We start from the raw sequence: 16,485 nt of genomic DNA, 5'->3' as shown, positions 1-16,485 counted from the left end.
TCCCGTCCGACCGTGAAAACGCGAGCGGCCGAGGCGGAGCCGCTTCGAGACGGGTCGACGAACGAGAACGTGGAGGCGATCAGTTCCGGGCGTGACCGTCATCGGCCACGCTCACGTCCCCCACCTCGATCCGCGCGCCGCCCGCCTCGCTCTCGGTCGCGCGGACGGACCAGCCGTGGGCCTCCGCGACCGCGGCGACGATGGCGAGGCCGAGGCCCGTTCCCTCGTGGGTCGTGGAGACGCCGGTCTCGAAGATCTCCTCGCGCACCGCCGGGGGAATCCCGGGCCCGTCGTCGGCGACGTAGAAGCCGTCCGCGGTCGCGCCCACGGTGACCGCCACCCCGTCGCCGCCGTGCTCGACCGCGTTGCGGAACAGGTTCTCGAACAGGTGCGCAAGCGGGCCGGGGTCCGCGTCGAAGACGAGGTCGTCGACGACCGACAGCGTGGCGCGAGCGGTCGGCACCTGCGCCCACGCGTCCCGCGCCTCCGTGGCGAGGTCGACCGGCTCGACCGACACCGCGTCGTCGTGGCGCGCGAGCACGAGCGCGTCCTCGATCAGCTCCTCCATGCGGGACAGCGAGTTGGACACGCGGTCGAGTCGGTCATCGTCCGGGTGCTCCGCGACGACCATCTCCGTGTAGCCGAGCGCCACCGCGAGGGGGTTGCGCAGGTCGTGCGCCAGCAGCCCGGAGAGGGCCTCCAGCCGGTCGGCGCGCGCCTCGGCGGCCCGTTCGGCGAGCACCCGATCGGTGATGTTCAGGTGGAAGACGAACACCCACGTCCCGCCGTCGTGCTCGAAGCGAGCCGCGCGCATCAGGAACCACCGCTGCTCGTCCGGCGAGTGACAGGGGTACTCGAAGGCGAACGTCTCCTCCTCACCCGCGAGGATCGACCGCAACCCGGCCGCGGCCGCCTCGGCGTCGGGATCGTCGGCCGCGTCACAGACCCCGAGATAGTTCACGCCGACGGTATCCGGCTTCCACGCGATGTCGTTCTCCTCGCCGAACTCCTGCCACCGTCGGTTCGTGTAGCGGATGACCCCCTCGCCGTCGAGGATCGCGGCCTGGATCGGGAGCGCGTCCAGCCCCGCCGCGACGAGCGGGTCGGTGTCCTCCATGACGCCCCCGTGTCGCGTCGGCATGTTAAAAGTGCGTCTCAGACGTCTGCACCGTCGTCCGTGGCGTCGTCCGCGGCATCCGCGGTCTCGGCGCCCTCGTCGTCCGCCTCGGCCTCGTTGATGTGCGCCTCCGTGCTGACCGCGTCGAGGTCGACGCCGACCTCGGTCGCGACGGCGTCGAGCACCGCGCGCTGCTCGGCCATCTCGTTCTCGAGGTGTTCGACGCGGGTCGCGGTGCCGTTCACCGTGTCCTGCGTCTCCTCGACCTCCTCACGGAGCTCCGTGATCTTCTGGTAGGTCTGTTCGGCCTTCTCCGCGAGCGTCTGGATCTTCTTGGCTGTGCCGCCGAGTCCCATACCCCCCGTTTCGGCCGAGACCTTGTGTGCGTTTCCGTTCCGGCCACGGGCGGTCGGCGCCATCGTCTCACGGCCGAATTCCTGCGTGGACCGCTCGACCGCCGGTGCCGGTGTGCTTTTGCGCGCCGCCGCCCCACACACGGTCATGAGCGTCGACCGGGTCCTGCTGACGAACGACGACGGCATCGACACGGTCGGATTCCGCGCGCTGTACGACGCGCTCGCGGACGCCTACGACGTGGTCGCGGTCGCGCCCGCGGAGGACCAGAGCTCCGTCGGCCGGTCGCTCTCCGGCGACGTGACCGTCCACGACCACGAGTTGGGGTTCGCGGTCGAGGGAACGCCCGCCGACTGCGTGGTCGCCGGGCTTGGCGAACTCGTCGCGGACGCCGACGTCGTCGTCTCCGGGTGCAACAAGGGCGCGAACCTGGGCGCGTACGTCCTCGGGCGCTCGGGCACCGTCTCGGCCGCGGTCGAGGGGACGTTCTTCGACGTGCCCGCGGTCGCCGCCTCGGTGTACGTCCCCGGCGGCGACGACTGGTGGAAGCGCGACCTCTCGCCCGCGAACTACCGGAACGCCACCGCCGCGACGCGCTACCTCGTCGACCACGCGGTCGACGCCGGCGTCTTCGAGCACGCGGACTACCTCAACGTCAACGCGCCGCTGTTCGAGGATTCCGAGGGGTTCGACGCGCCCGCGGAGGCGGTCGCGCCCATCGAGGTGACCGAGCCCTCCACCCTCTACGAGATGGACGCCGAGCGCGGCGAGAACGGCGACGTGGTCCTCCACGACCGCATCTGGGACCACATGCGCGCCGGCGACATCCCGGATCCGGAGGGCACCGACCGACGGGCCGTCGTGGAGGGTCGGGTTTCCGTGTCCCCGTTGACCGCGCCGCACACCGCCTCCCACCACGAGGCGCTCGACGGACTGGCGCAGACGTACGACGGCACGCGCGTGCTCACGGGCGATTGATGGACGACTGATGGACGGTTGATAGACAGCTGATGAACGGCAGATCCGGGCGCGAGAGCCGGGCGATTCAGCGCGCCGTGTGGATCCGTGCCAGTCGGACCCGCGTCTCGTTGCGACTCGTGCCGCGAGCGCGACGCGTGGCGGGGTCCGAGAGCGGCGACACCGAGAGCCGGTCGAGCGACGGCGGCCAGTCGCGGTCGCCGGCGGCGTCGCGGGCGAACGCGAGCGCGTCGATCAGTCCCTCGCCGCGGTCCGCGGCGCGGACGGCGTCGTCCGCTCGCCGGCGTCCGCCCCCGATCAGCAGGCGGTCCCCGAGCGCGAACGCGAGCCAGAACGGGACCGCGAGCAGCAACAGCAGGACGCCGGCGCCCGTGTACGCGGCGGGAGGGACGCCCCGACGGCGGTCCCGCTCGCCCAGCATCCGGGGGCCGTCGTCCTCGTCGCCGTCGTCGCGGTGACGCAGCAGGTCGATCCCCACCAGAGTCCACAACTCGACGAGCAGCGCGGCGCCGAGCGTCAGGGTGACGAGCAGCGCGTTCCGATTTCGCAGTCGAGTCAGCGCGTGCGCGATCGCCGCGTCGCGGGCCGCGTCGTCGAACTCGCGGAGCCGCGTCGGCGCGACGAGGGTCGGCGTCGCGAGCAGGCCGCCGTCGACGACCGCGAGGGTCGCGGCACGGGAGCCGACGACGCGCACCGCCGGGCGATCGGCCTCCGGTATCCCCAGGTCGGCGGCGACCGCGTCGACCGCCTCCGTCAGCGCGTCGTCCTCCGCGTCGGGGAGCGTGCTGACGGTGCGCCGGACCAGGACCGGACCCGCCGCGAGCCCGCCGAGGAGGCCGACCGCGGCGCCGGCCGCGGCCGGCACGGTCGGCGGAGCGGGCAGCAGCGGGGCGACGGCCGCGGCGGGGAGCGCGACGAGCACCGCCGGCACGGCCGCGAGCAGCAGCGCCCCGAACGCCTCGCCCGCGGTCGGTCGTGTGACGGCGTTCATGTCCCGTCCCTGCACGGAGGCACACAAATGTCTGCCGACCGTCGGCCGGTGGCGGTGAGCGGGGACCGGGACCCCGGCACACACCGTCTTCCGGAGCTTTTAAACGATTTCCGGGCCGACTTTCCCGCAATGGCTTTTGAGGATCTGTTGAACGACCCCGTCATCCAGAAGTACTTACACGAGCTGGTCGGGCCGACGGGCATGCCGGTGGCGGCGGCACCCCCGGACGGCGAGGTCACCGACGAGGAGCTCGCCGAGGAGCTGGGGCTGGAGCTGAACGACGTCCGCCGGGCGCTGTTCATCCTCTACGAGAACGACCTCGCGGAGTACCGTCGCGTGCGCGACGAGGACTCCGGATGGCTCACCTACCTCTGGACGTTCCACTACGAGAACATCCCGGAGAACCTGGAGGAGGAGATGTACCGCCTCCTCTCGGCCATCGAGGACCGCGAGGAGTACGAGCGCACCCACGAGTTCTACCTCTGTGAGGTCTGCTCGATCCGGTTCGAGTTCGGCGAGGCGATGGACTTCGGCTTCGAGTGTCCGGAGTGCGGCTCCCCGCTCGACGCCATGGAGAACGACCGCCTCATCGACGCGATGGAGCAGCGCGCCGACGAGCTCCGCGACGAGCTCAACGTGGACGTGACGGGCTGATGGTCGTCCTCGCAACCAAGTGCTACGTGGCGGGCGACGCCCGCGACCGCGCGCTCGACGGCATGAACTCGCTGGTCGGCAACGACGTGGGCGACCTCCGCGTCGAGTGGGACGTCTCCGTCCGCGAGGACGACTTCGTCGCGGTCGCCCTCGACGGCGACGACGCCACCGTGGCCGCGAACGTCCTCGCCGAGGAGTGGGGGGCGGTCGACCCGGACGCCCACGAGCCCGACGAGACGTTCGTCGGAACGCTGGAGCGCTGGGACGAGGACGGATTCGTCCTCGACGCCGGCGTGGAGATACGGGTCCCCACGAGCGAACTCGGGCTGGGCGCCGGCTCGCCCGAACAGATCGTCGAGCGCTTCGGCCTCGTCCAGCACACCCCCATGACGTTCGTCTATCAGGGCGGCGAGGACGGCGCCCACCGGCTCGCGGACGCCGAGCGCGACCGCCTCTACGACTGGCGCCGCGGCGACGGCCGCGTCAACGTCAACTCCGCGACCCGCGGCGAGGTGCGCGCGACCGTCAACCGCGCCGGCCACGCCCGCGACATCGTCACCGTCGAGCGACTCGGCCTGCTCGAACAGAGCGTCGTCGTCGGCGAGGGGACGGACCCGCCGGGGCTGTTAGCCTCCATCGGCTCCTACCTGCCGGCGGAGATGCGGTGTGTCCTCCCGGCCTGAGATGAACAGGAAACTCCTCGCCCTGCTCGCGGTGCTGACGCTCGTCGCCAGCGCCGGCTGTCTCGCGTACGTGACCGACGGCGGCGAGGTGTCCAACGAGACGCTCGACGCCGAACCGCCCGCAGAGTACGTCTTCGACAGCGAGTACGACGCCCGGATCGACCTGCAGGGGTCGACGTTCACGGCGGTGTACGCGGTCCCGGACGACGGCGAGTTGCGGATCTACCAGGAGACCGGGTACGGCGTCGAGGAGCCGCGGAACCCCCGCGCGTTCCGCTATCAGTACCCCAACGGCACCGTGATCACGGGCTCGGAGTTCCGCGCGACCGGCGGCGAGATCGAGCGCACCGCCGACGAGGTGTGGGTCCGGTTCGACGACGACATGACCGACGGCAAGGTGGCGTTCGCGGGCGACGGCTCGCCCCGCCGGTTCGTGTTGCCCACGTTCGTCGAGGGCACCTACGAGGTCACGTTGCCGCCCGGCTTCACCACCGACTTCGCGCTGTTCGGCGAGATCTCGCCGAGCGGCTACGAAATCGACCGGGGCGGCGACCGCGAGCGCATCACGTGGGCCGAGGACGTGACGACCGACACCGTGCTCGTGCAGGCGTACAGCGAGCGCGACTTCTGGATCTTCCTCGGCCTCGTCGGGATCGCGCTGGTCGTCGGCGCGGCCGGGCTCTACCGCTTCCGCCGCCAACTCGAGGCGCTCCGCCAGCGCCGACTGGAGATGGGCATCGGCTCCGGGGGCGACGACGGCGACGACGGGCCGCCGCGCGGTCCGCGCTGATCGGCGGCGCTCAGCGCGGGGCGCCCCGGCTCGCCCGGCGGGCTTTTCACCGCGCCGTCCCTCCGTCCGTCCATGCAGGTAGGGATCGTCACCGTGGGGGACGAACTCCTCGCGGGCGACACGGAGAACACCAACGCGACGTGGCTCTGCGACGAACTGGACGCCCGGGGCGTGCGCGTCCGGCGCGTCACGACCGTCCCGGACGAGACGGGAGAGATCGCGCGCGTCGTCAACGAGTACCACGCCGAGTACGACGCGGTGATCGTCACCGGCGGCCTCGGCCCGACGCACGACGACGTGACGATGGAGGGCGTCGCGGCCGCGTTCGGGCGCGACGTGCGCGAACACCCCGAGGCGGAGGCGTGGCTCGACGAGCGCGATGGGTACAGCGCGGACGACCTGGACCCGCGGACGACGCACCTCCCGGCGGACGCGCGGCTGCTTCCGAACGAGGCGGGGGTCGCGCCGGGCGCGGTCGTGGAGTCCGCGTACGTCCTCCCGGGCGTTCCCGCCGAGATGAAGGCGATGTTCCGCGGCGTCGCCGACGAGTTCACCGGCGAGCGGACCTACGCGGAGACCGTGGAGACGACGGAGCCCGAGAGCGCGCTGCTGGACCGCATCGGCGACCTCCGCGCGGAGTTCGACGTCTCCGTCGGCTCGTACCCCGGCGAGACGGTGCGGATCAAGATCACCGCCACCGACCCTGAAACCGCGGCGGCGGCGGCCGCGTGGCTCCGGGACAGGGTGGAGGCGACGGACGCGGAGGCGTGAACCGGAAACGCGGCTCGCGGCCTCAGCGGAAGAGGTAGGCGGCCCACACGGCCGTGATGAGCAGGCTGACGAGCAGGACGGCGCCGGCGGTCTCCGGGATCGGAAGCGGCTCCGGTTGGAGCGCGGACTGAAGCATGAGCGACCCTTGTGCGGGCCGGCGCTTAACGTTTTAGTCTTCGGCCAGTGGCGGGTCCGCGGGAGGCGGCGTCGCCCGGTCCGTTCCGCCTCGCGTCGCCCCCAGCGAGAGGGTTTATCAGCGCGGCGGCCGTTCCCGGAGACAGATGGAGCTCCGCCGGCTCGTGCGCGGGACGGTCGACTGGCCCGACCTGGAGCGGGTCGTCCGCGAGCTGGCGGCTCGCTACGACCGCGAGGAGGTCCGTGTCGAGTTTCTCGACGCGGACAACTGGCTCTCGACGCCGCTGGTGCTCGACGACGACCTCTTCGTGAAGGTGATCACGCCGCAGAACACGCTCGTCCACGCGCTGTTCACGACCGGCAGAAATCTGGGGGCGTTCTCGGCCGGCACGGAGGGGTTCTTCCAGCGGTTCGACTCCCCCTACGAGATGGCCCAACACGAGCTGGAGGCGACGCGCCGGATGCGCGAGTTGGGGGTCAACGCGCCGGAGCCGGTCGAGGCCCTGGAGGTCGGGGAGTTCGGCGTGCTCGTGCTGGAGTACCTCCCCGAGTTCCGCACGCTGGACGAGTTGGACCGCGAGCGGGAGGCCGCGCTAGCCCCCGAGCTGTTCGGCACGCTCCGCACGCTCCACGACGCCGGCCTCGCGCACGGCGACCTCCGCGCCGAGAACGTCCTGATCCGCGGCGACGACCTCTACTTCATCGACGCGACGAGCGTCGACCAGGAGGCGGGCCGCGAGAGCGCGACCGCGTACGACCTCGCGAGCGCGATGGCGGCGCTGGAGCCGCTGATCGGCGCCCCCCAAACCGTCGCCGCCGCGTCGGAGTGGTACGAGTCGGAGGAACTCCTCGCCGCACAGCGCTTCTTCGACTTCGTCGCCATCCGGCCGGACCACGAGTTCGACGCCGCGGCGCTGAAGGGCGAGGTCGAGAAGCGCGCGAGCGGCATCGAGCAGTAGGGCGGGTCGAAAAACGCAGCGAAGGTCGTCGAGCGTCGGCGACCCCGCGACAGCACCGAGGTTGCCTGCCGAGTTTGGTCGCCGGGTTTAGCCGCCGAGGTACAGCTCCGACACCTCGTCGTCGGCCAGCAGCTCCTCGCCGGTCCCCTCGAACCGGACCGTCCCCTGGTCGAGGACGTAGCCGCGGTCGGCGATGTCGAGCCCCTTCGTCACGTTCTGCTCGACCATCAGGATCGCCGTATCCATGTCGTTGACCTGCTGGACGTTCTCGAACACGTCGTCGGCGGTGTTGGGCGCGAGGCCGGCCGAGGGCTCGTCGATGAGCAGCACGTCCGGCTCCATCACGAGCGCGCGGGCGAACGCGAGCACCTGCCGCTGGCCGCCCGAGAGCGTGCGCGCCTTCGCGGTCCGCTTCTCGTCGAGGATCGGGAACCGCTCGTAGAGCCGGGCGATGACGTCGTCGAGCCCCTCCTCGCGGGCGACGCCGCCCATGCGGAGGTTCTCGTCGATCGAGAGCGAGCCGAACACGTTGTCGGTCTGCGGGACGTAGCCGATCCCCTCGCGGACGATCTCCTCGGGGGCCATCCCGCCGATCTCGCGGCCGTGGTAGGTGACGGTCCCGGTCCACGGCTCCAGCATGCCGAACGCCGTCTTGAGGACGGTCGACTTCCCGGCGCCGTTCGGACCGACGAGACAGACGATCTCGCCGGCGTCGAGGTGCAGGGAGAGGTCGTCGAGCACCTGCACCTCGCCGTAGCCGCTGTCGACCGCCGACAGCGCGAGGACGGTCTCTCCGGCCGCGTCCGACGGTTCCGCTTCCGCCGCGACGTCCGGGGCGTCGCTCACGCGCCACCCCCCAGATACGCCTCGATGACGCGCTCGTCGTTTCTGACCTCCTCGGGGGTCCCCTCGGTGAGGACGCTCCCCTGGTCTAAGACGATCACCGGGTCGGCGAGGTTCATGACGAACTCCATGTCGTGTTCGATCAGCAGGAACGTGGTGCCCTGCTCGTTGAGGCGGCGGATCTGCGCTTCCAGTTTCTTCGCGAGCGTCGGGTTGACGCCCGCGACCGGCTCGTCGAGCAGGAGGATCTCCGGCTCGGCGAGCATCGCCCGCGCCAGCTCGACCAACTTCATCTGGCCGCCGGAGATGTCGGTCGCGGGCTGCGTGGCGAGGTGGTCGATCTCGAACTCCTCGAGGATGCGCTGGGCGTCCGCGAGGTTCTTCGACTCCGCCTCGCCCACGCTGCCGGGCGAGGTGAAAAGCGAGAGGAACGACTCGCCGGGCTGGTTCCGCGGCCCGACCAGCATCGCCTCGCGGACGGTCATCCCCTCCAGTTTCCGGGGCGTCTGGAACGTCCGGATCAGGCCGCGCTCGGCGACCTGATACGGCTCCATTCCGGTCACGTCGGTCTCGCCGACCGTCACGGTGCCGCCGTCCGGCTCGTAGAACCCGGAGATCAGGTTGAAGATCGTGGACTTGCCGGCGCCGTTCGGGCCGATCAGGCCGGTGATCGTCCCGCGCTCGACCTCGAAGGTCGCGTGGTCGGTCGCCTGGAGCCCCCCGAACGACTTCTGGAGGTCGTCGACGCGCAACACCACGTCCTCTTTCGGGAGCAGCTCGGGGTTCTCACTCATCGGACTCACCGCCCTTCCGCTCGCGAACGCCGGTGTCGGGGCGCTCCGGCGCGCGCTCGCCCTCGACGGCGCTCGGCCAGATCAGCTCCCGCTGCGGCGGGAGGATCCCCTGCGGCCGGAACCGCATCACGACGACGATCAGCAGGCCGATCAGCAGGAGCCGCAGCGGCGCGGCGTCGACCGCGATCGGCAGGTCGCCCATGAACCGGGTCCCCTCGCGGATCGCGACGACGACGATGCCGCCGAACAGGGCGCCGCGGTTGGAGCCGCTGCCGCCGAGGATGACCGCGACCCAGACGTAGAACGTCGTGATCGGGTCTAGGTCCCCCGGCCCCACGTAGAGGTTGAGGTGGGCGTAGAAGACGCCCGCCAGCGCCATGATCAGGCTGCCGAGCACGAACGACTGCATCTTGAACGAGTAGGTGTTCTTCCCGAGCGCCCGCGCGAGGTCCTCGTCCGACCGGATCGTCCGGAGGACGCGTCCCCACGGCGAGCGGTGCGCGCGGCGCAACACGAGGTACGCGATGGCCGCGAACGCCACCACCAGCAGGACGTTCAGACACGCCTGCCAGAACGGCGTCTCGAGCAGGACGGGCGAGCCCGGGATCACCTCGATCCGCAGTCCGGGCATCGCCTCGGGGAACGTACCCAGCACCGGCCAGCCGTCGAAGAAGCCCGGGATGCCGCGAAGCCCCGCGCTCCCGTTCGTCCACTGGCGCTCGTTGAGCACAACGAGCCGCACGACCTCCGCGAGGCCGAGCGAGGCGATCGCGAGGTAGTCGGCGCGAAGCCGGAGCGTCGGGATGCCGATCAACAGCGCCAGCACGAGGGCGACGACGAGCGCGGTCGCCAGTCCGGCGAGCGGCGAGAAGCCGCCCGCGACCGGCGAGGAGTCCGCGGTCATCAGTGCGGTCCCGTACGCGCCGACGCCGAAGAAGGCGGCGACGCTGAAGTTGATCAGGCCGGTGAACCCCCACTGGGCGTTCAGCCCGAACGAGAGCAGCCCGTACATCCCCGCCAGCCCGACGAGGAACATGAAGTACGACGCGCCGAGTCTGCCGGTCAGGAGCGCGACGAACAGGAACGCCGCGAACGCGAGGCTCACGACGAGCACGCCCTTCTCCGGCGTCGTGAGGTCCGCCCAGTAGCCGGCGGGGTCGTCGAGGAGGCTCATTTCAGGTGGCCTCCCCGGCGATGCCGTTGGGACGGACGAGCAGGACTGCCACCATGATCAGGAACGCGACCGCGTTGGCGTACTCGATGCCGACCGACGGGACGAGCGGGAGCGCGTCCGTGAGGTCGGAGACGAGCGGCATCATCTGGTTGATCATTCCGATCAGGAACCCGCCGAGCATGGCGCCGTAGACGGAGCCGATCCCGCCGAGGATCACCGCGGCGAAGATCACTAGAAGCAGGTTGAAGCCCATCCGCGGCGAGAGCTGGTTGAACAGGCCGAGGAAGACCCCGCCCGCGCCCGCGAGGCCGGCTCCGATAACCCACATCCACAGCGTCACCCGCCGCGTGCGGATGCCGCTGACGCGGGCCAGGTCGGGGTTGTCCGCCATCGCGCGCATCTTGCGCCCCAGGTCCGTGTACTGCAACAGGACGTGGAGCCCGGTCACGAGCACGGCCGCGGAGACGACGATGGCCACGTCGTGTTGGGTCACCCGGATCCCGTAGGGAATGAGCCACTCGATCGGCGGGAGCGTCCCCACGCCGAACCGGGTGAAGTCCGCGCCGAAGCGGATCTGGATGACGGCGCGGTAGATGAACGCGATCCCGATCGACGTGATCAGCAGGCCGATCGAGTCGGTGTCGATCGACTCGTAGACCAGTTTCTCCGTGGCCACCGCCACGACCGCGGCCGCGGCGATGCCGACCAGCAGCGCGAGGAAGAAGCCGTACGGGAGCCCCAGGACCGCCCCGCCGAGGCCGCCGACGGCCCCGAAGGTGACGAACGACGCGTAGGCGCCGACCGTCATGGTGTCGCCGTGCGCGAAGTTGGCGAAGTCGGCGATGCTGTACACCAGCGACAGGCCGATGCTCCCGAGCACGATGATGCTCGAGAAGACGAGCCCGTTCGCCAGGTATTCGAGGACCATCGGAGGGGGTTAGCCTTCGATGAAGCCGACGCCCTCGTAGGCGTGGTCCTGTACTTCGAGGATCTGCAGGAAGCCGACGGGGTCCCCGTTCTCGTCGAAGTCGATGGGACCGCTGACGCCCTGGTAGTCCACGTCGTCGGGACCGCCGCCGTCGGCGAGGATCTCGCTCGCGGCCTCGAAGGACGTGACCGTTTCGCCCTCCGGACCGGAGACGCGCCGGACCGTGTCCTGGAGCGCCGCCCCGGTGAACTCGTCGGCCGCCTGGATCGCCAGCGCCGCGTTGACGACGCAGTCGTAGGCGTACGCGGCCCACGCGGTCGGCTCCTGGTCGTACTCGTTCTGGAACTCGTCGGCGAACTGCTGGTAGTTCTCCTCCTCGACGGGCGCGGAGGGGACGACGATCTTCATCCCGTCCATGCTCCCCTCGGGGGTGTTCTCCAGCACGTTGTCGCCGGAGACGGAGTCGGCGCCGTAGAACTGCGCCTCGTAGCCGGAGGAGACGACCTCGTTGACCATCGTCGCGAACTCCGCCTGGTAGGTGATGAACAGCCACGCGTCCGCGCCGGAGTCGTTCATCTCCGAGATGACGCCGGAGTAGGACTGCTGTTCCTGGTCGTGGGGGCTGTTGTACGCCACGTCGCCGCCCCACGCGTCGACGAACGCGTCCGTGAGGCTCTGTCCGTAGTCGTTGTTGACGTAGGTGATCGCCACCTCGTCGTAGCCGTCCTCGTCGATGAGGTTCGAGAGCGCGAGCGACTGCGCGCGGCCGGACGGCGACATCCGGAGCAGCCCCGGGAAGTCGGTGAGGTTCAGCCCCGTGGAGTTCTGGCTCAGCTGCACCACGTCGGTGCCCTGCACGACGCTCTCGTAGATGGCCAGCGAGACGCCGGAGCCGACGGCGCCGATCAGGAACGGCACGCCGTCCTGGTTGACGAGCTTCTGGGCGGCCGCGATGCCGCCCTGGTTCTCGCTCTCGGAGTCCTCGACGGTGATCGACAGCTCGCGGCCGTCGATCCCCACGTCGTTGACCGCCGCGAGCGCGAGGTCCTTCCCACGCTGGTTGCGCTCGCCGAACGCCGACAGCGAACCGGTCAGCGAGTCGACCATCCCGATCTCGTAGGGACCGGTCTCCCCGCCGCCACCGCCCTCCGTGGCGGTGTCCTCGCCGCCGTTCCCGTCCTCGGTCTCGGTGCTTCCCTCGTCGTCGGTCGTGCTGACGCAGCCCGCGAGCGCGGCGATCCCCGCGCCGCCGGTGGCCTTCAGCAGCGTTCTCCGGTCGGTGATGTCCATGTTACTTTGTGACATGCGTGTTCACGTAATTCCGTTGGATTGGGGGTGGGTCAACCCACACCCTCCCATGGTCGGCTTTCGCCTATCTCCCCGCCATCTCCGGCATATATTGCCGCAACTATTGTGTTCGGTTATCGGAGAGCGAAAGAATTGGTCGGGTACCCACCTATGCGCGTAGGGAGGTGACGCTCATTCATGATCCCACCGATCGCGAACGACTTCGTCGCCGGGGAAACGCCGGAGGCGGCGCTCGCGCACGTCGACGAGATCAATGCTCGCGGCGTCGCCGGCATCCTGAACCTGCTCGGCGAGCACTACGACGAGCGGCCGCCCGCGGACGCCGACGCGGACGCGTACGTCGCCCTCGTGGAGGCCATCGCCGACCGCGGGACCGACGCCTGCGTCTCGGTCAAGCCGAGCCAGATCGGACTGGACGTGGGCGACGCCGTCTTCGAGGAGAACCTCGCCCGGATCGTCGCGGCGGCCGACGCGGCCGGCGTCTTCGTCTGGATCGACATGGAGGACCACGAGACGACCGACGTGACGCTCGACGCCTTCGAGCGCCACGCCCGCGAGACCGACGGGGGCGTCGGCGTCTGCGTGCAGGCCAACCTGAAGCGCACCCGCGAGGACCTCGATCGCCTCGCGGAGCTGCCGGGGAAAGTGCGACTGGTGAAGGGGGCCTACGACGAGCCGGGCGAGATCGCCTACCGCGAGAAGCGTCGCGTCGACGAGGCGTACCGCGAGGACCTCGCGTTCATGTTCGAGGCGTTCGACGACGGCGTCGCGGTCGGGAGCCACGACCCCGCGATGATCGAGCACGCGCGGGAACTGCACGCCGAGTTCGGCACGCCCTACGAGGTGCAGATGCTGATGGGCGTCCGCGAATCCGCGCAGTTCGACCTCGCGGCGAACGAGGACGTGACGGTCTATCAGTACGCCCCCTACGGCGACAAGTGGTTCTCCTACTTCTACCGGCGGATCCGCGAGCGGAAGTCGAACGCGCTGTTCGCGCTACGGGCGATCCTGGGCAACTGACCGGGCGCGTCGGCTCCCCGTCCGCGCCGGCCTCAGGGGTCGAGCAGCTTCGACTCGGCCTTTCGGAGGTGTTCCAGCAGGGTGGTCTTGGAGACGTCCAGGTCGTCGGCCAGCTCCCGGGTCGAGGCGCCCCGCGGCCACTCGTAGTACCCCTCCTCGCGCGCGTGCTCGTACACGTCACGCTGGGTCGGCGTGAGCGTGTCGAGGCGCTGCTCGCGGGCGGTGGTCCCGGCGCTGCCGCTCGCGGAGACCGACTCGACGGTCACCTCCGCGCCGGACGCTTCGCGGACGGCGTCGAGCGAGTCGCGGATCTCGGCGCGCTCGCCGACGTAACACACCTGCCACTCCTCGCTCCCGCCCTCGATCCGGACGGGGGCGCTGTGAACGAACCCGTGTTCCAGCAGCGTCGGACACATCATGTCCGCGGGGTCGTACTCCAGGAAGAACTCGCGGACGACGTTGCCCGGTGCGTTTCGCGCGCGGCCGAACCGTTCCTGTAACTCGAGCAGGTCGCCGGCTCGGTCCGAGGCGCGGATCGCGTCGAGCAGCTCCTCGACCTCCTCCTGTGAGTCGCCGAAGGCGGTGAACAGGCCGTTGACCGACTGCGGCGCGTCCGCGTCGGTCTTCGGGGAGTTGTAGATCGCGTGAGCCAGCACGCCCCCGCTCGTTCGCTCGGTCGCTTCGATCGCCCAGCAGTTGGGGTGCCAGAGGTCGAGCGTCAGGCGCGTTCCCGACGCCGCCTCGGCCCCACCCGTCTCGAAGGTCGACATGCGGATCCGTCTACGAGCTTCGACAACAAGAACCTACCCTCCCATGGTCGGGAGGGATCGTTAACTGGTCGGGCGACACAGATCGATCCATGCCGGACGTATTCGAGCACTACATCGACGGCGAATGGGTTTCGGGCGAGGGCGACGAGACGTTCACGAGCGAGAACCCGGCGACGGGGGAGACGCTCGGCGAGTTCCAGCGCGGGACGCCCGCGGACGTCGAGCGCGCGACCGCGGCGGCCGACGAGGCCTTCGAGGAGTGGCGCGAGCTCTCCCGGATCCAGCGCGCGGAGTACCTCTGGGACGTGTACCACGAGCTCCGCGAGCGCACCGACGAGCTCGGCGAGATCGTCACCAAGGAGTGCGGCAAGGAGATCAGCGAGGGGAAAGCCGACGTGGTCGAGGCCGCGCACATGGTCGAGTGGGCCGCAGGCGACGCCCGACACCCGAAGGGCGACATCGTCCCCTCGGAGATCCCCTCGAAGGACGCCTACATGCGACGGAAGCCGCGGGGCGTCGTGGGCTGTATCACGCCGTGGAACTTCCCGGTCGCCATCCCCTACTGGCACATGGCCATCGCGCTGGTCGAGGGGAACACCGTGGTGTTCAAGCCCGCCGAGCAGACGCCGTGGTGCGCCCAGATCATCGCGGAGATGTTCGCGGACGCGGGCATCCCGGACGGCGTCTTCAACATGGTGCAGGGCTTCGGCGACGCCGGCAACGCGATCGTGGAGTCCGACGACGTGGGAACGGTGCTGTTCACCGGCTCCGCGGAGGTCGGCCACAAGATCCAGGACAAGCTCGGCGGCGTCGCCGGCAAGCGCGTCGCCTGCGAGATGGGCGGCAAGAACGCCATCGTCGTCACCGACGAGGCGGACCTCGACGTGGCGGTCCACTCCGCCGTGATGTCGAGCTTCAAGACCACGGGGCAGCGCTGCGTCTCCTCCGAGCGCCTCATCGTCCACACGGACGTCTACGACGAGTTCAAGGAGCGGTTCGTGGAGGTCGCCGCGAACGTGGCGGTCGACGACCCGCTCGACGAGAACACGTTCATGGGCCCGCTCATCGAGGAGGAGCACGTCGAGAAGGTCAAGCAGTACAACCAGCTCGCCCGCGACGAGGACGTGAACGTGCTTGTCGACCGCGAGGAGCTCGACGACTCGGAGATCCCGGACGGCCACGAGGACGGCAACTGGGTCGGGCCGTTCGTCTACGAGGCGGACGCGCACGCGGACCTGCGCTGCACCCACGAGGAGGTGTTCGGCCCCCACGTCGCCCTCCTCGAGTACGACGGCGACATCGAGGAGGCCGTTGCGATCCAGAACGACACCGACTACGGGCTCGCGGGCGCCATCATCTCCGAGGACTACCGGCAGATCAACTACTACCGCGACCACGCCGAACTCGGGCTGGCGTACGGCAACCTCCCCTGCATCGGGGCCGAGGTCCAGCTCCCGTTCGGCGGCGTGAAGAAGTCGGGCAACGGCTACCCCTCCGCCCGGGAGGCCATCGAGGCCGTCACCGACCGCACCGCGTGGACCCTCAACAACTCGAAGGACATCGAGATGGCGCAGGGCCTCTCCGCGGACATCAAGACGAAGGACGACTGAGGCGGTCGCGCCTCGCGGTCGGAAGAGCGGCGGATCACGGCGGACTGCCCGCCCGGCCGTTTTTTGAACCCGGTTGCGGACGGACGCGTTTCTGAACCGGTTGCGAACGGACTTTTGACCCCGACTGCGGACCGACGGGTTTCTGAATCCGGTCGCGAAGCCGGTCGCCCGTCCGCCGCGCTCGCCAGGGGGGTACGTCGGGTCACGGCCGCGCTCCTCGGAGCGGCGACGAGTGCCTTCGGAACGGCCAGAAAACGGGGCGGGGCTCGGGTGGTGTGGGTGTGGGTGGCTGAGCCCCATTCCCGGTGCGCGAGCGGCGTGGGTGGGTACCGGTCACCCCTCGAGGGGGGCCGGCGGACGCGCTCGCGACGACTCGATCTGGCGGCGGCCCCCTGATAAATGACCGGCTCGGATTATCGGTTCTGAAAACTCGCACCGTGGCTCCCCCCGCTATCGAGGCGGGAGGCGGGGAAACGCGACGCGGAGCGAGGCGCTACGGGACGAGAAACGACGAGAGGCGGAGCGAGGGACGACGCCAGCGGTCGGGCGCGTCGCGGCGGACCCCCATTGCGCGACGCGGGCGGCGTCGTCCCGGGCGTCGGGACG

The 16,485-nt window shown here is 70.2% G+C and carries 17 protein-coding genes; 8 read left to right on the top strand and 9 right to left on the bottom strand.

The annotated features are described in order from the left end of the window. Positions 1–79: 79 nt before the first annotated feature. Both ACZ432_RS14480 and ACZ432_RS14475 read right to left on the bottom strand, forming a co-directional pair. The gene (locus tag ACZ432_RS14480; protein WP_426963865.1) at positions 80–1,117 is read right to left on the bottom strand and encodes a sensor histidine kinase; all 1,038 of its coding nucleotides are present in this window, start codon (positions 1,115–1,117) and stop codon (positions 80–82) included. A gap of 38 nt (positions 1,118–1,155) precedes the next feature. After that, a complete protein-coding gene (locus ACZ432_RS14475; protein WP_426963866.1) occupies positions 1,156–1,473 on the bottom strand; it encodes a DUF5798 family protein in 318 nt (105 codons plus the stop codon). A gap of 145 nt (positions 1,474–1,618) precedes the next feature. On the opposite strand from ACZ432_RS14475, the gene surE reads away from it, so the two are divergent. Beyond that, positions 1,619–2,449: a 5'/3'-nucleotidase SurE gene (gene surE, locus ACZ432_RS14470; RefSeq protein ID WP_426963867.1), complete on the top strand. Its 831-nt coding sequence runs from the start codon at positions 1,619–1,621 to the stop codon at positions 2,447–2,449. Between the two features lie 67 nt (positions 2,450–2,516). Here surE and ACZ432_RS14465 read toward each other — a convergent pair whose 3' ends face one another. Then, positions 2,517–3,440, bottom strand: coding sequence for a hypothetical protein (locus tag ACZ432_RS14465; protein WP_426963868.1), 924 nt, complete (start codon positions 3,438–3,440; stop codon positions 2,517–2,519). A 129-nt stretch (positions 3,441–3,569) separates the two neighbouring features. Here ACZ432_RS14465 and ACZ432_RS14460 point away from each other — a divergent pair, with 129 nt between their 5' ends. From ACZ432_RS14460 to ACZ432_RS14440, 5 genes are all read left to right on the top strand, one after another. Then, positions 3,570–4,094 (top strand): transcription factor, encoded by a 525-nt coding sequence (locus ACZ432_RS14460; protein WP_426963869.1) that lies wholly within the window; start codon positions 3,570–3,572, stop codon positions 4,092–4,094. Further along, a complete protein-coding gene (locus ACZ432_RS14455) occupies positions 4,094–4,777 on the top strand; it encodes a DUF2110 family protein (RefSeq protein WP_426963870.1) in 684 nt (227 codons plus the stop codon). Before ACZ432_RS14460 ends, ACZ432_RS14455 begins: the two co-directional genes overlap by 1 nt. 1 nt (position 4,778) lies before the next feature. After that, positions 4,779–5,567, top strand: coding sequence for a DUF5803 family protein (locus ACZ432_RS14450; RefSeq protein WP_426963895.1), 789 nt, complete (start codon positions 4,779–4,781; stop codon positions 5,565–5,567). A gap of 72 nt (positions 5,568–5,639) precedes the next feature. Next, a complete protein-coding gene (locus tag ACZ432_RS14445) occupies positions 5,640–6,338 on the top strand; it encodes a competence/damage-inducible protein A (protein WP_426963871.1) in 699 nt (232 codons plus the stop codon). Between the two features lie 281 nt (positions 6,339–6,619). After that, positions 6,620–7,432 carry an RIO1 family regulatory kinase/ATPase domain-containing protein gene (locus ACZ432_RS14440; protein WP_426963872.1) on the top strand — a complete coding sequence of 271 codons (813 nt, stop codon included), beginning with the start codon at positions 6,620–6,622 and terminating at the stop codon, positions 7,430–7,432. An 87-nt stretch (positions 7,433–7,519) separates the two neighbouring features. On the opposite strand, the gene ACZ432_RS14435 is transcribed toward ACZ432_RS14440, so the two are convergent. The 5 genes from ACZ432_RS14435 to ACZ432_RS14415 all read right to left on the bottom strand — a co-directional run bounded on the left by ACZ432_RS14435 (position 7,520) and on the right by ACZ432_RS14415 (position 12,461). Next, on the bottom strand, positions 7,520–8,209 hold the full coding sequence (locus tag ACZ432_RS14435) for an ABC transporter ATP-binding protein (protein WP_426963896.1): 690 nt from the start codon (positions 8,207–8,209) through the stop codon (positions 7,520–7,522). Between the two features lie 65 nt (positions 8,210–8,274). Beyond that, positions 8,275–9,069, bottom strand: a complete 795-nt coding sequence (locus ACZ432_RS14430; protein ID WP_426963874.1) for an ABC transporter ATP-binding protein — start codon at positions 9,067–9,069, stop codon at positions 8,275–8,277. Further along, complete coding sequence (locus ACZ432_RS14425; protein ID WP_426963875.1) at positions 9,062–10,243, bottom strand: branched-chain amino acid ABC transporter permease; 1,182 nt, start codon at positions 10,241–10,243, stop codon at positions 9,062–9,064. Before ACZ432_RS14425 ends, ACZ432_RS14430 begins: the two co-directional genes overlap by 8 nt. A 1-nt stretch (position 10,244) precedes the next feature. Then, positions 10,245–11,171 carry a branched-chain amino acid ABC transporter permease gene (locus ACZ432_RS14420; RefSeq protein ID WP_426963877.1) on the bottom strand — a complete coding sequence of 309 codons (927 nt, stop codon included), beginning with the start codon at positions 11,169–11,171 and terminating at the stop codon, positions 10,245–10,247. A 9-nt stretch (positions 11,172–11,180) separates the two neighbouring features. Then, complete coding sequence (locus ACZ432_RS14415; protein WP_426963878.1) at positions 11,181–12,461, bottom strand: ABC transporter substrate-binding protein; 1,281 nt, start codon at positions 12,459–12,461, stop codon at positions 11,181–11,183. 195 nt (positions 12,462–12,656) lie between these two features. On the opposite strand from ACZ432_RS14415, the gene ACZ432_RS14410 reads away from it, so the two are divergent. After that, positions 12,657–13,499, top strand: coding sequence for a proline dehydrogenase family protein (locus tag ACZ432_RS14410; RefSeq protein WP_426963879.1), 843 nt, complete (start codon positions 12,657–12,659; stop codon positions 13,497–13,499). A gap of 32 nt (positions 13,500–13,531) precedes the next feature. Here ACZ432_RS14410 and ACZ432_RS14405 read toward each other — a convergent pair whose 3' ends face one another. Next, positions 13,532–14,269: a helix-turn-helix domain-containing protein gene (locus ACZ432_RS14405; protein ID WP_426963880.1), complete on the bottom strand. Its 738-nt coding sequence runs from the start codon at positions 14,267–14,269 to the stop codon at positions 13,532–13,534. An 89-nt stretch (positions 14,270–14,358) separates the two neighbouring features. On the opposite strand from ACZ432_RS14405, the gene ACZ432_RS14400 reads away from it, so the two are divergent. Beyond that, positions 14,359–15,879, top strand: coding sequence for an aldehyde dehydrogenase family protein (locus ACZ432_RS14400; protein ID WP_426963882.1), 1,521 nt, complete (start codon positions 14,359–14,361; stop codon positions 15,877–15,879). Positions 15,880–16,485: the final 606 nt, after the last annotated feature.

It is taken from the genome of Haloparvum alkalitolerans, assembly GCF_055381565.1.
This window is presented reverse-complemented; position numbering and strand designations above follow the sequence as displayed.